This window comes from Kineococcus rugosus (genome assembly GCF_050871975.1).
GTDB lineage: Bacteria > Actinomycetota > Actinomycetes > Actinomycetales > Kineococcaceae > Kineococcus.
Genome location: NZ_JBJLSJ010000020.1, coordinates 82,201 through 93,815, shown reverse-complemented (window position 1 = coordinate 93,815; position 11,615 = coordinate 82,201). Strand labels below are relative to the sequence as shown.

19 protein-coding genes are annotated in these 11,615 nt (G+C 76.5%); 8 read left to right on the top strand and 11 right to left on the bottom strand.

What is annotated here, in order from left to right; translation table 11 throughout:
- Positions 1-113 precede the first annotated feature (113 nt).
- The gene (locus tag ACRYM6_RS13275) at positions 114-965 is read left to right on the top strand and encodes an HAD family hydrolase (RefSeq protein WP_432543352.1); all 852 of its coding nucleotides are present in this window, start codon (positions 114-116) and stop codon (positions 963-965) included.
- Here ACRYM6_RS13275 and ACRYM6_RS13270 read toward each other — a convergent pair.
- The 6 genes from ACRYM6_RS13270 to ACRYM6_RS13245 all read right to left on the bottom strand — a co-directional run bounded on the left by ACRYM6_RS13270 (position 952) and on the right by ACRYM6_RS13245 (position 5,187).
- The gene (locus tag ACRYM6_RS13270) at positions 952-1,131 is read right to left on the bottom strand and encodes a hypothetical protein (RefSeq protein ID WP_432543351.1); all 180 of its coding nucleotides are present in this window, start codon (positions 1,129-1,131) and stop codon (positions 952-954) included. The two genes, ACRYM6_RS13275 and ACRYM6_RS13270, sit on opposite strands and share 14 nt — an antisense overlap.
- 86 nt (positions 1,132-1,217) lie before the next feature.
- Positions 1,218-2,192 (bottom strand): chymotrypsin family serine protease, encoded by a 975-nt coding sequence (locus ACRYM6_RS13265; protein WP_432543350.1) that lies wholly within the window; start codon positions 2,190-2,192, stop codon positions 1,218-1,220.
- Positions 2,193-2,276: 84 nt separating this feature from the next.
- Positions 2,277-2,654, bottom strand: coding sequence for a hypothetical protein (locus ACRYM6_RS13260; protein WP_432543349.1), 378 nt, complete (start codon positions 2,652-2,654; stop codon positions 2,277-2,279).
- A 44-nt stretch (positions 2,655-2,698) separates the two neighbouring features.
- Positions 2,699-3,298 (bottom strand): bacterial proteasome activator family protein, encoded by a 600-nt coding sequence (locus ACRYM6_RS13255; RefSeq protein WP_432543348.1) that lies wholly within the window; start codon positions 3,296-3,298, stop codon positions 2,699-2,701.
- Between the two features lie 15 nt (positions 3,299-3,313).
- Positions 3,314-4,156, bottom strand: a complete 843-nt coding sequence (locus ACRYM6_RS13250) for a phosphatase PAP2 family protein (protein ID WP_432543347.1) — start codon at positions 4,154-4,156, stop codon at positions 3,314-3,316.
- Positions 4,157-4,254: 98 nt separating this feature from the next.
- Positions 4,255-5,187 carry an aldo/keto reductase gene (locus ACRYM6_RS13245; RefSeq protein ID WP_432543346.1) on the bottom strand — a complete coding sequence of 311 codons (933 nt, stop codon included), beginning with the start codon at positions 5,185-5,187 and terminating at the stop codon, positions 4,255-4,257.
- A gap of 86 nt (positions 5,188-5,273) precedes the next feature.
- Between ACRYM6_RS13245 and ACRYM6_RS13240 the strand changes: the two genes are divergently transcribed.
- The gene (locus tag ACRYM6_RS13240; RefSeq protein ID WP_432543345.1) at positions 5,274-5,681 is read left to right on the top strand and encodes a hypothetical protein; all 408 of its coding nucleotides are present in this window, start codon (positions 5,274-5,276) and stop codon (positions 5,679-5,681) included.
- Positions 5,682-5,685: 4 nt separating this feature from the next.
- Here ACRYM6_RS13240 and ACRYM6_RS13235 read toward each other — a convergent pair whose 3' ends face one another.
- Both ACRYM6_RS13235 and ACRYM6_RS13230 read right to left on the bottom strand, forming a co-directional pair.
- Positions 5,686-6,051 carry a DUF202 domain-containing protein gene (locus tag ACRYM6_RS13235; RefSeq protein ID WP_432543344.1) on the bottom strand — a complete coding sequence of 122 codons (366 nt, stop codon included), beginning with the start codon at positions 6,049-6,051 and terminating at the stop codon, positions 5,686-5,688.
- The gene (locus ACRYM6_RS13230) at positions 6,048-6,434 is read right to left on the bottom strand and encodes a YidH family protein (RefSeq protein ID WP_432543343.1); all 387 of its coding nucleotides are present in this window, start codon (positions 6,432-6,434) and stop codon (positions 6,048-6,050) included. Before ACRYM6_RS13230 ends, ACRYM6_RS13235 begins: the two co-directional genes overlap by 4 nt.
- A gap of 111 nt (positions 6,435-6,545) precedes the next feature.
- On the opposite strand from ACRYM6_RS13230, the gene ACRYM6_RS13225 reads away from it, so the two are divergent.
- Both ACRYM6_RS13225 and ACRYM6_RS13220 read left to right on the top strand, forming a co-directional pair.
- The gene (locus ACRYM6_RS13225) at positions 6,546-6,878 is read left to right on the top strand and encodes a hypothetical protein (protein ID WP_432543342.1); all 333 of its coding nucleotides are present in this window, start codon (positions 6,546-6,548) and stop codon (positions 6,876-6,878) included.
- Positions 6,879-6,901: 23 nt separating this feature from the next.
- Positions 6,902-7,264, top strand: coding sequence for a hypothetical protein (locus ACRYM6_RS13220; protein ID WP_432543341.1), 363 nt, complete (start codon positions 6,902-6,904; stop codon positions 7,262-7,264).
- Positions 7,265-7,293: 29 nt separating this feature from the next.
- Here the strand turns inward: ACRYM6_RS13220 and ACRYM6_RS13215 are convergent, their stop codons facing one another.
- Positions 7,294-7,518 (bottom strand): DUF4287 domain-containing protein, encoded by a 225-nt coding sequence (locus ACRYM6_RS13215; RefSeq protein WP_432543340.1) that lies wholly within the window; start codon positions 7,516-7,518, stop codon positions 7,294-7,296.
- Between the two features lie 191 nt (positions 7,519-7,709).
- On the opposite strand from ACRYM6_RS13215, the gene ACRYM6_RS13210 reads away from it, so the two are divergent.
- The 3 genes from ACRYM6_RS13210 (at position 7,710) to ACRYM6_RS13200 (ending at position 9,602) form a co-directional block, all read left to right on the top strand.
- On the top strand, positions 7,710-8,456 hold the full coding sequence (locus ACRYM6_RS13210) for an SDR family NAD(P)-dependent oxidoreductase (protein ID WP_432543339.1): 747 nt from the start codon (positions 7,710-7,712) through the stop codon (positions 8,454-8,456).
- Positions 8,457-8,550: 94 nt separating this feature from the next.
- Complete coding sequence (locus ACRYM6_RS13205; RefSeq protein ID WP_432543338.1) at positions 8,551-9,180, top strand: TetR/AcrR family transcriptional regulator; 630 nt, start codon at positions 8,551-8,553, stop codon at positions 9,178-9,180.
- A 107-nt stretch (positions 9,181-9,287) separates the two neighbouring features.
- On the top strand, positions 9,288-9,602 hold the full coding sequence (locus ACRYM6_RS13200; RefSeq protein WP_432543337.1) for a DUF6343 family protein: 315 nt from the start codon (positions 9,288-9,290) through the stop codon (positions 9,600-9,602).
- Here the strand turns inward: ACRYM6_RS13200 and ACRYM6_RS13195 are convergent.
- Entirely contained in the window at positions 9,571-10,554 is a 984-nt protein-coding gene (locus tag ACRYM6_RS13195; protein ID WP_432543336.1) for a TIGR03557 family F420-dependent LLM class oxidoreductase, read from the bottom strand. The genes ACRYM6_RS13200 and ACRYM6_RS13195 overlap by 32 nt on opposite strands.
- A gap of 273 nt (positions 10,555-10,827) precedes the next feature.
- Here ACRYM6_RS13195 and ACRYM6_RS13190 point away from each other — a divergent pair, with 273 nt between their 5' ends.
- The gene (locus tag ACRYM6_RS13190; RefSeq protein WP_432543335.1) at positions 10,828-11,232 is read left to right on the top strand and encodes a phage holin family protein; all 405 of its coding nucleotides are present in this window, start codon (positions 10,828-10,830) and stop codon (positions 11,230-11,232) included.
- A gap of 19 nt (positions 11,233-11,251) precedes the next feature.
- On the opposite strand, the gene ACRYM6_RS13185 is transcribed toward ACRYM6_RS13190, so the two are convergent.
- Complete coding sequence (locus ACRYM6_RS13185; RefSeq protein WP_432543334.1) at positions 11,252-11,566, bottom strand: hypothetical protein; 315 nt, start codon at positions 11,564-11,566, stop codon at positions 11,252-11,254.
- Between the last annotated feature and the right edge of the window lie 49 nt (positions 11,567-11,615).

The window sequence follows — 11,615 nt, the reverse complement described above, 5'->3', positions numbered from 1 at the left end:
GGACCGGCCGCGGGGGTGTGGAGCTGGGCGGGCTGTGCCCCGGCTGCCGCGCCCCCCGGCGGGGGGGGCCCCCCCCCCCCCCCCCCCCCCGCCGGGGGTGCGAGGATGGGCCGGTGACTCCCGAGGCGCTGACGCTGGACGCGGTCGAGACCGGGTTCGCCCGGACGTGGAAGCTGGTCGCCACCGACCTCGACGGCACCGTGATCCCGCGCGACCGCCCCCTCAGCGCCCGCACCCTGGCCGCCTTCGCGGCCTGCGACGCCGTGGGCATCCCCGTCGTCCCCGTCACCGGCCGCCCGCCGCGGTGGGTGACCCCGCTGGCCTCCGAGGCCGGGCTGCGCGGGCAGGTCGTGTGCGCCAACGGCGCCGTCGTGTTCGACCTCGACACCGGCGAGGTCGTCCGCCAGCACCCCATCGCGGTCGACGTGCTGCGGCAGGTCGTGGCGGCGCTGCGCCCCGCGCTGCCGGGCATCGGGTTCGCGCTGGAGGCCGTCGTCGGCTTCCGCCGCGAACCGGAGTACGCGACCCGGTTCGACACCGGGCTGGAGCAGCGGGTCGCCGCCTTCGAGGAGCTGCTCGTCGACTCCCCGCCGGTCGTGAAGATCCTCGCCAAGTGCCCGGGGGTGTCCTCCGACGACATGGTCGCCGTGGCCCGCGGGCAGGTCGGGGGCCTGGTCAACGTCACCCACTCCAACGCCGCCGACTCCCTCGTGGAGATCATGGCCGCGGGGGTCAGCAAGGCGTCCACGCTCGCGGAGGTCGCCGCCGACCGCGGCACCGAGGCCTCGCAGGTGGTGGCCTTCGGGGACATGCCGAACGACCTGGAGATGCTGCGCTGGGCGGGCCGCTCCTACGCGATGGCCGACGGCCACCCCGACGCGCTGGCCGCCGCCGACGCCGTCGCCCCCGAGTGCGGGGACGACGGCGTGGCGCAGGTGCTGGAGCGGCTGCTCAGCCGGCGCTGACGCCGAACGCGCTGATGCGGCCGACCCCGCGGACCAGGACGGGGACGCCGTCGACGGCCTCGGGCAGGTCCGGGTAGTCCTGCTCGTCCACGACGTTCACCTTCACCGCCCAGGCCTCACCGGCGTGGGTCAGGCCGATGCCGTTGACGCGCGGGTCGGCCCCCACGAGCCCCTGGACGTGGACCTTGGCCGCGCGAGCGGCGTCCCTGCCCGGGCCCGTGCCTGAACCTGATGTGCCAAGGGGAAGCTGGCTCACACCACCAGTGTCGCACCGAGCGCGGTCAGCACAAGGCCGATCGGGTTGCAGAACGTCAGCCCGGCGCCGTTCGCGCCGCCGCGCTCGCTGCCCGCGAACAGCAGCCCCACGGCCTGCCGGGTGTCGGGCCGGTAGACCAGCGACCCCGAATCGCCGCCCGCGGAGAACGCCCCGGCGTCGCCCTCGACCTCGATCTGCCCGTCGAAGCTGACGACGCCCACCGGGTACTGGACGGCGACGTCGTCGAGCTCGATGGCGGTGATGCGGCCCTTCGTCCAGCCCGTCGTGCGGCCGACCTTCTCCACCGCCACCTCGTCGTCGGGGTCGGTCCAGCCGGTGAGCCGGCCCACGGGGTACTCCAGGTCGACCTCGGACACGTCGGCCTCCAGCAGCGCGAGCGCCGCGTCGACGGCGTTGCCGCGCCCGGCCTCCAGCGGCACGGCCCGCGCGAGCCGCCCCACCCGGTCCCCGGCCGTGCCGCCGTCGTGCGGGCCGGGCTGCAGCACCGGGTCCTCCAGCGCGGCCCGGTCGGAGTCGGCCAGGACGTGGTTGTTGGACAGGACGTACAGCCCGTCGGACCCCTCCACGGTGACGAACCCGCCGAGCGTGCCGGCGGTCACGTCCTGCTGGGCGATGGACAGCCCCGGGCGCAGCGGCCGGGTCCTGCGCTGCAGCGTCGCCGGCGTCCAGGTGCCCGGTTCGGTGGAGGCGGTGAGGGCGGTGACCAGGCCGATCTCGCGGATGTCGACCTCGTCGCCGGCGGTGCGGGCGGCCAGTTCCCGGGCGCTGTCGGCGAGGACCTCGCCGCGGTTGCCGGAGTACCGCACCGCCAGCCCGTAGCGGGGGCCGCCGTCGCCGGGCAGGACGCTGATCCCCACGCTGGCGACCCCCGTGGGCCGTTCCAGCGACGAGGCCTGCACCACGCCCGACAGCAACCTGGACTTGAGCTCACGAGCGTTGTCGATGTGCACGAGACGTCCCCCTGATCGTGTCGTCCTCACCCGGTGGTGACCGGTACGAGCACACCGTGACACCGGCCTCCGACACGAGCCACCTCAGCGCAGGTCCGCGAGGGTCTCCGCCTTCTCGACCGCCCGCCGCACCGCGGCCAGCAGCTCCGGGTCGGCCTCCCCGCTGACCCGCACCATCGCCGCGGCCTCGGCGACCTGCGCGCACGCCGTCGCCGTCCGCGTCAGGCGGCGGTGGATCTCGGGGTGCTGCCCGTCCGGGCCGCGGGGCACCAGCAGGTCCCCGGAGGACGGGGCCACCTCCTGCGCCCGCAGGCACTGCGCCCGCACCGCCCGCGCCACGAGGTCGACGCGCGGCAGGAACTCCTCCAGCGCCGTCCGGCCCGGGCCCGCCGGCGTCCCGGCCACGACCATCTCCACCCGCCGCACGGCCCGGTCGACGGCGTGCTCGGCCCGCGCCCACACCCCGCTGCCGAGGGGGTCGGGCGCGGACCGCCAGAACGCGAGCCTCAGAGGTACTGCCCCGTCCCGCCGGGCTGCACGCGCGGCATGCCGTCCCCGGCGCCGGGGACGCCGGGGCGGCCCGGGCGCGCGGTCGCCGCGCCCGGCAGCGCGCGCCGCATCTCCTGCAGCTGCGCCTGCGCGGCCATCTGCTGGGCGACCAGCGCCGTCTGGATGCCGTGGAACAGCCCTTCCAGCCACCCCACCAGCTGGGCCTGCGCGATGCGCAGCTCGCTCTCGGACGGCGTCTGCCCCTCCGCGAACGGCAGCGCGATGCGCCGCAGCTCCTCCACGAGGTCGCCGGACAGGCCGTCCTCCAGCTCCAGCAGGGACCGCTCGTGGATCTCGGCGAGGCGGTTGCGGCCGGCCTCGTCCAGCGGCGCGGACCGCACCTCCTCCAGCAGCTGCTTGATCATGCTGCCGATCCGCATGACCTTCGCCGGCTCGGACACCATGTCCGCCGGGCCGGGGCCGCCGTCCTCGGGGGGCTCGGCGATGCCCATGCCCTGCGGGGTCACGACCACCACGCGGGGGTCGGGCCCGTCGGCGGTCTCGCGGGGCGCGTCGGGCGGGGTCGGGTCCTCGGGGAGGGGGTGCGTGTCGGACATGCGCCCATCCTGCCCTCAGGCCCTGCCGCGCACCTCCCGCGGGAGGGCCCGCGCGGCCAGCAGCACCGTCGCGGCGACCACCGCGCCGGCCACCACGTACGACGTGGTGAGCGCGGCGCCCGCCGCGTAGACGACGACCAGCGCCGCGGCGCACGCCGCCGGGACCAGCAGCGCCAGCCGGACCAGCGGCCCGCGCGGGCGCCGGTCCCGGCTCGGCAGCGCCTGCACGCAGCACAGCACCAGCGACCCCACCAGCGCCGACGCCAGCACGTCGCTGACCCGGTGCCACCCCTCGGCGACGACGAACGCGCCCATCACCCCCGACGCCGCGGCCCCGGCGAGGGCCAGCGGCAGCCGCAGCCAGCGCGGGCCGGCGACCAGCACCCCCAGCGCCACCCCCAGCACCGCGGCGGTGTGCCCGCTGGGCAGGCTGTTGGACCCGGAGGCGTGGTCGAGCAGGTCGGGCCGCTCCAGCAGCACCAGCTTCAGCAGCTCCGTCAGGGCCAGCGTCCCGCCGGCCACGACGATGCCCTGCACCGCCCGGCCCGGCCGTCCCCGCAGCAGGCCGACGACGCCCACGGCGGCGACCCCCAGCACCAGGTGGTGCGGTTCGAGCCGGTCGGCCAGGTCGAACGTCCGGCGCAGCCAGCCCGACTGCGTCCCCTTCGCCGCGAGCGCGGCCTCGTGCAGCCGGTCCTCGTGCCGCTGGCCGGTCGCGGTCCGCACGCACACCCAGTACACGACGCCCAGGGCGAGCAGCTGCACCCACGCCCCCGCCAGCGCCACCGGGGACCACGTCCGGCGGGGCGGCCCCGGGTGGGTGGGGGTGCGGTGCGGGTGGGCGGCTGTCGTGCTCACCCCTCCACTGTGCGGCACGCCCGCCGTCCCCGCGCCCCGCCGGGCGTGCAGGGAACGTGAGCTTCCTGTGCCTCCGCCGGGGGCGCGGTGCGGGGTGCTCAGCGCGAGGCGCGCTCCAGGGCGGCGAGCTCGTCGGTGCTCAGCTCCAGGTCCATCGAGGCCAGCAGCGCGGGCAGCTGCTCGACGGTGCGGGCGCTGGCGATGGGGGCCACGACGGTCGGCTGCTGGCGCAGCCAGGCCAGCGCCACGGAGGCGACCTGCGCGTCGTGCGCGGCGGCCACGGCGTCCAGCGCCTCCAGGACCGCCGTCCCGCGCGGCTCGTCGAGGTACTTCGCGGCGGCTCCCCGGCGCGCGGAGTCGGCGAGGTTCCCCGGGCGGTACTTGCCGGTGAGGAACCCCGAGGCCAGCGACCAGTACGGCAGGGACGCCAGGCCGTTGGCCTCCGCGACCGGGCGCGCGTCGCGCTCGTACTCCTCGCGCTCGACGAGGTTGTAGTGGTTCTGCACCGCGACGTACGCGGCGAACCCCTCGCGGCGGGACACCTCCAGGGACCGTTCCAGGCGGGGGCCGGTGAAGTTGGAGGCGCCGATCGCGCGGACCTTGCCGGCGGTGACGAGTTCGTCGAACGCGCCGAGGGTCTCCTCCAGCGGCGTCGCGGGGTCGTCCTGGTGGGCCCAGTACAGGTCGATCCGGTCGGTCCGCAGGCGCTGCAGCGACTCGTCGACGGCCGCGCGGATGTTCTCCGCCGCCAGCCCGGCGCGGTCGGCCTTCTTGGCGACCTTGGTGGCGAGCACGACCCGGTCGCGGTTGCCGCTCTTGGCCAGCCAGCTGCCGATGATCGTCTCGGAGATCCCCGCACCGCCGTCGGACCAGGCCGAGTACACGTCGGCGGTGTCGATGAAGTCGCCGCCGCCGTCGACGAAGGCGTCCAGCACGGCGTGCGAGGTGGCCTCGTCGGCGGTCCAGCCGAAGACGTTCCCGCCGAGGTTCAGCGGGCGGACGTCGAGCTCGGAGTTCCCGATGCGTGTCATGGCGTCAGGCAACCACGTGTCCTCGCGTCCCGACACCGGTGGCCGTTCGGCTGCGCGAGCGCCGGGCCCGCTGGTTGACTCCGCCCGTGACGACGCGACGACTGCGGCGGGCCGCCGGCCCCGCGCTCCTGCTGGCCGTGCTCGCCGCCGGGTGCTCGGCGGAGGACCCCCGCCCCACGCAGCGGGTGGTGGTCTGCTGGGGCACCCAGGACCCGCCCCCGGCGAGCGGGGTCGTGACGTTCTCCTTCCGGCAGCACGGCGAGGAGGTCGCCAGCGCGTCGGGGCCGGTGGACCTGGTCCTCGCCGCGACGGTCCCCGCCGGGGTGGTGACGACGGTCCTGGCCGACGGGGAACCGTTCGGGGAGGTCGGTCTGGACCTCGACGCCGAGGACGTCGCCGCCGACGAGGACGGCGGGACGACGGGCTACTACGCCCTGACGGGGCAGGGCTGCCCGGACCCCGCGCTGCTGGGCGAGGCGCCCGCCGCGGGCTGACCGCTCACCCGGTGACGACGCGTCCCGCGACGAGGGCCAGCCCGCCCAGGCCCAGCAGCGTCACCGCGCCCGCGACGACGGCGAGCAGACCGCCGCCGGAGCGCGGGTGGACCAGGTCCCCGGTGGCCAGGAGGCGGGCGGTGGTGCGGTGGGCCCGCCGCCCGGCCAGGACGTGCACGGCGACGCCGCAGGCGGCGCCCGCGGCTCCGAGCGCGACGGCCCCCGCGCCGAGCTGCGCGGGCAGCAGCCGCGCCGCGCCGAGGGAGACGACGACGAGGGCCAGGGCGGTGCGGCGCCACGCGAGCGCGGTGCGCTCGGGTTGCAGGCCGGGGTCGTAGACCGCGCGTCCGGGCGGCGGGGGCGGGGTCACCGCAGCAGCAGCCCGAGCAGGACGAGCACGCCGGCCACGACGGTCCCGACGGTCAGCGGCGACGCCAGGGCGGGTGCGGCCAGCGGTGCGCCGAGCCGCATGGCCCGTTCGTCGCGGGCCCACCCGCGCCAGGCCTGCACCGGGGCCAGCACCCCCAGCACGACCAGCACGATCGAGGCGGCCAGCCGCAGGTCCGGCTGCAGCGGCAGCGCCAGGCCCTCCAGCGCCACCCCGGCGGCCAGCAGGGCCAGGGAGGTGCGGATCCAGGCCAGGAAGGTGCGCTCGTTGGCGAGGGAGAACCGGGGGTCCGGTTCGGTGCCGTGCCGGTAGACCGAGGCGGGGAACCGCCGGTCCCGCGCGGGCGGCCCGTGCTGGTGGTCCATCTCGTCCCCTCCGGCGTCGGGGGGTCGTCCCGACCGGGCGGCACGGTACGCGACCCGACCGCCCGCCGCCCTGGCAGGATCGGGCCCGGACCCGACCCGGCAGGAGGACCCGTGACCCCACCCGAGGGCGGCGGCGCGGACGGCCGGGGGTCGGGAGCGTCGGTGGCGGGGGCCGTGGCCGGCGGGCTGGTCCTGGTGGGGCTCGTCCTGCCGCTGCTGCTGCAGGCGGTGGCGTGGTCCGTGCTCGACCCCGGTGCCGCCGCGCGGTCGACGCTGCTGGCGATGGCCGCGGTGGGGGTGGTGCCGGTCCCGCTGGCGGCGGGGATCGCCCGCGCGCAGCGCGCCGGCGTCCGGGTCACCGCGCTGCTCGTCGCGGTCCCGCAGGCCGTGCTGTCCGCGCTGCTCCTGCTGCCCGTGCTGGTCAGGTCCACCGGCCGGTCGTGAGGTCCGCGCAGTAGCGTCCTCCCGTGCTCCCCGGGGACTGGTTCGAACACCGCCGCCACGACGGTGAGCGGGTCGGGTGGATCGTGCCCGACGGCGAGGGGTTCCGTGCCGTCGACGTCCTCGGCCGCCCGGTGACCCCCGAGCCCGTCGACTGGGTCGCCGCCGAGGAGGCCCTGGAGGACCTCGGGATCGGTTTCCTGGCGGACCGGTACCTGCTGCGGACGCCCGACGGCAGGGAACGGCCGGTCCGCATCAGCGAGGTCGGGACCGAGGGCGTGACCGTGGTGACCGACGACTTCGGCGGCGCCTCCGCCGTCGGGAGCGGCAGCGAGCGGATCGACCTGCCCTTCCCGGTGCCCGCGGCGCTGCGACGCGCGCCGAGGTGACGGAGCGCCGCTGAGCGCACCGGGACGGGTCAGGCGCGCTCGTCCTCGGCGCGGGTGGCGGCCACCAGCGCGTTGGCGTGCCCGTGGCCCAGGCCGTGCTCGCTCTTGAGCCAGGCGACCTGCTGCACGTGCGCGACGTCGGGGTTCTCGGCGCGGTGCTCGCGCAGCAGGCGCTGCCAGTGCGCGACGGGCTGCCCGTGCTTCGCCTCGATGGCGGGGAAGTAGGAGGCGGGTCCTCGGGTGGTCTCGGGCACGGGGTTCTCCTACCGCTGGTCGGGGTCGCGTCGACGGGGGGGACCGCCCGGCGCCGCCGAACTCATCGCTGCTGGGCCCGGTCGCGGACCCGCCCCGTGGTGGGGACGGCTCCAGCCCGGTTCTTGACTGAACAGTCCAACTCGGCCTACGTTCGGGACCATCCAGTCCACAACTCGAACGGAGCTCCACCGTGAACGCAGCACTCAACGGCAGGACCGCCCTCGTCACCGGCGGCACCTCCGGGATCGGCCTGGCCGTCGTCCGCCGGTTCGTGCAGGAAGGAGCGCACGTGGTCGTCACCGGACGGCGCCAGGCGCAGCTCGACGCCGTGGCGGCCGAACTCGGGGACGCGGTGACCACCGTGCGCGCCGACGCCTCCGACCCGGCCCAGGTGGCGGCCCTGTTCGAGGTCGTCGCCGCCCGCGGCACCGGGCTGGACGCGGTGCACGCCAACGCCGGCGGCGGGGGGTTCAAACCCCTGGCCGAGGTCAGCGCCGCCGACGTCGACACCGCCTTCGCCACCAACGTGCGCGGCACCACCCTGACGGTGCAGGGGGCGCTGCCCTTCCTGAACGAGGGCGCCGCGATCGTCGTGACCGGGTCCACCGCCGGGTCCGGGACCGAACCGCGCTTCGGCCTGTACGGCGCCTCCAAGGCCGCGGTCGCGACCATGACCCGCACGTGGGCCGCCGAGCTCGCCCCCCGCGGGATCCGCATCAACACCGTCGTCCCCGGGCCGACCGAGACGCCCGGCCTGAAGGGCCTGGCCCCGGGCCGGGAGGACGCGCTCGTGCAGCAGATCGCGGCCGGTCTGCCGTTCGGCCGGTTGCTGCGCCCCGAGGAGGTCGCCGCCGTCGTCCTGTTCCTGGTCTCCGACCAGAGCTCGGGCATGACCGGCAGCGAGGTCCTCGTCGACGGCGGCGCCACCGCCGCCTGACCCCGCCGCGCACCGCCCGGCGGGGGTCCTGCCCGGGGCGCTCCGTCCGCCATCATGGGCCGCAGCGGTGCACGACCCGACCCGGAGGACGACCATGCCCAGACCCCGCACGTTCGACGAGGCCGACGTCGTCGACCGGGCCCGGAAGGCGTTCGCGGAGACGGGTTTCGCCGGCACCTCGCTCGACACCCTGCTGGAGGCGACCGGCCTGGCGCGGCAGAGCCTCTACAACGCCTTCGGCGGCAAGAAGGAACTCTTCATGCGGGCGTTCCTCAGCGACACCGCCGAGGCGGTCGAGGCGGTCGAGTCCCTCCGGCACGGGTCGGACAGCCCCATCGCCCGCATCCGCGCGCAACTGGTCAAGGTCGCCGTCGAGCACGGCGCGGCGCAGGCCCCGCCGTCGCTGTTCACCAAGGCCGCCGTCGAGCTCTCGGCGCACGACCCCGAGGTCGCCTCGACGGTCGCGGCCGCGTTCGAGACGATGCGGACGCACTACGCCGCCTGCATCGCCGAGGCCCGGGCCGCCGGCGAGATCGATGCCACCGCCGACCCGGACGCCCTGGGGGCGTTCTTCTGCGCGGTCGTCGAGGGCATGTCCACGCTCGGCGGGTCCGGCGTGTCCCGCGCGACGCTCCTGCAGATCGGGTTCAGCAGCCTGGCCGCCGTCCCGGTCACCGACCTCGGCCGCGACCACCTCGGCACCGGTGAGGGCGACTGGGACTGAGGTCCCGCCCCCCGGCCGTCGGCCGCCGTGGTCCCCGGCGAACCGGGGATCCCCGGGTCCTCAGCCGGGCACGTGTGGACCCCCGGCGGAGCGGGTACCTGCCGGGCATGAGCCGTCGACACCCGCGCCCCACGCCGGACCGCGCCACCGGGACCGCCGAACCGCGGCTGCGGGTCGACCCGGGCCAGCCGCGCGGCCGGACCGGCGAGGAGGCCCGCACGGCGCGCTCGCCGCTGCGGCTGCGCCTGGTCCTGGCGCTGTTCGGCCTCGTGGTCTGCACCGCCCTGGCCGTGGCGTGGTTCACCGTCGACGACCCGCCCGGGGGCAGCCGCGCACCGGGGTGGGTGCTGGCCGTCCTGGCCGGGCTGGCCGTCGTCGACCTGGTGGTCGTCAGCCGGCGGTTGCGCCGCCGCCGGCGCTGAGACCGCGCAACGCCGGCAGCAGGTCGCGGGCGGCGAACTCCAGGAACCCGTCCGGGTCCGGACCGGCGTTCTGGGTGACCAGGTGGTCGAACCCGGCGTCGACGAACTGCTGCGCTACGGGCAGGTACGCCGACACGTCCGGCCCGAGCGCGAACTGCGCGCGCACGTTCTCCGCCGTGACGGTCCGCGTCGCGGCGTGGAAGTTCACCGGGTTCGGCAGTTCGGACATCACCTTCCACCCCGTCACCGCCCACGGGCTCTTCTCCAGCACCGCGTCGATCGCGGACTGCTCGTCCGGCGCCCACGCCATCGGCACCTCCGCGTACGCCGGACCCGACCCGCCGGACTCCTTCCAGGCCGCGACCACGTCGCCCTTCGGCTCGGTGGCGAACAGGCCGTCGCCGAGGTCGGCGGCGATGCGCGCCGACGCCTTCCCGCTGACGGCCACCGCGATCACCGGCAGCTGCTCGGGCAGGTCGAAGACGCGGGCGTCCTCCAGCCGCAGGTGCTTGCCCTCGTAGGAGCGGTAACCACCCCGCCACAGCAACCGGATGATCTCCAGCGCCTCCCGGAAACGCTCGTGGCGCTCGGCCACGGCGGGGAAGCCCTGCCCGACGACGTGCTCGTTGAGCCGTTCGCCCGCCCCCACGCCGAGCGTGAACCGGCCGTCGGACAGGATCGCCAGGGTCGCCGCCGCCTGGGCGATGATCGCCGGGTGGTACCGCACGCTGGGACACGTCACCCCGGTGACCAGTTCGATGCGCTCGGTGCGGGCGGCGATGAACGACAGCATGTCCCAGGTGAAACCGGAGTGCCCCTGCACGTCCAGCCAGGGGTGGTAGTGGTCGCTCATCTCGACGAAGTCGTACCCGGCCTCCTCGGCCGCGACGGCCTGCCGGACGATCTCCTTCGGGTCGAACGCCTCGGTGGCGAGCTTGTAACCGATCCGCACGGGTTCCTCCTCCAGTCGGGTCGTTCAAGTGGGGCTCGTCGTGCCCCTACCCAGCCCGGTGCCGGTGAACCGCGGCAGCGACCGGTCGCCGCCGCCACCGGTCCCGCCCGAACCCGCGGGCCCGGGCGCGGTTACCGCCGCGGCGGGCGGGTAGGGGGGACTCGACCACGACACGACGGGACCGGCGGAGCTCACCGCGGCGAGCGCGGCGCGCGCCACCACGACCGGTGCAGCCGGGAGCCCGCGCCCGAGGACGACCGTGAGAGGAACACCGTGAGCGAACGGACCAACCGGACGGCGGGCGAACTCGTCGACGAACTCACCTCCGACACCGCCGCGCTCGTGCGCGCCGAGGTGCAGCGCGGCCGGCAGGAGGTGCTGGCCAAGGCGAAGGAGGCGTCCAAGGCCGCCGCCCTCCTGGGCGGTGGCGTCGCCCTGGGCGCGCTGGCCGCCGGCACCTCGGCGGCGTTCACGGTGCGGCTGCTCGGCAAGGTGCTGCCGCCGACCACGGCGGCGTTCGCGGGGACGCTGGCCTACGGCGGCGGCGCGGCGCTGCTGGTGTCGGCGGGGCTGGCCGAACTGCGCCGCGTCGGCCCGCTGTGGCCGGAGGAGACGCTCGCGAGCATCCGCGACGACGTGCGGGCCGCCCGGCCCTCCGCCCGGTCCTCGGCGGGCTGAGCCCCGCCCGCCCGCGCGCTCAGGCGGGGTGGATCACGGCCCGCGGGGCCGGCGCCGGGACGGGGGTGACGACCGAACCCGGTCCCAGCAGCCCGGTCCCGTCCCCGGGGGCGGGGCCCGGGACGCCGGCCGGCGGGGCGGGCACGTGGAAGGGGACGACGAACTCCGCCGACGGGTCCGCGCTCACTCCGACCACGGGTGCGGCCGGGGTGGCCGGTGACGACGCCGTCCCCCCGGCGTGCAGCGCCACGGCGCAGGCGGCGAGGGCACCGGCCACGCCGGTGACGACGACGGCGGCACGACGAGCACGACGGGCACGGCGGGGGTTCGGCACGGTGCTCTCCTCTGCGCTGACCGGGTGAGCCCCCCATCGGCAGGCCCGC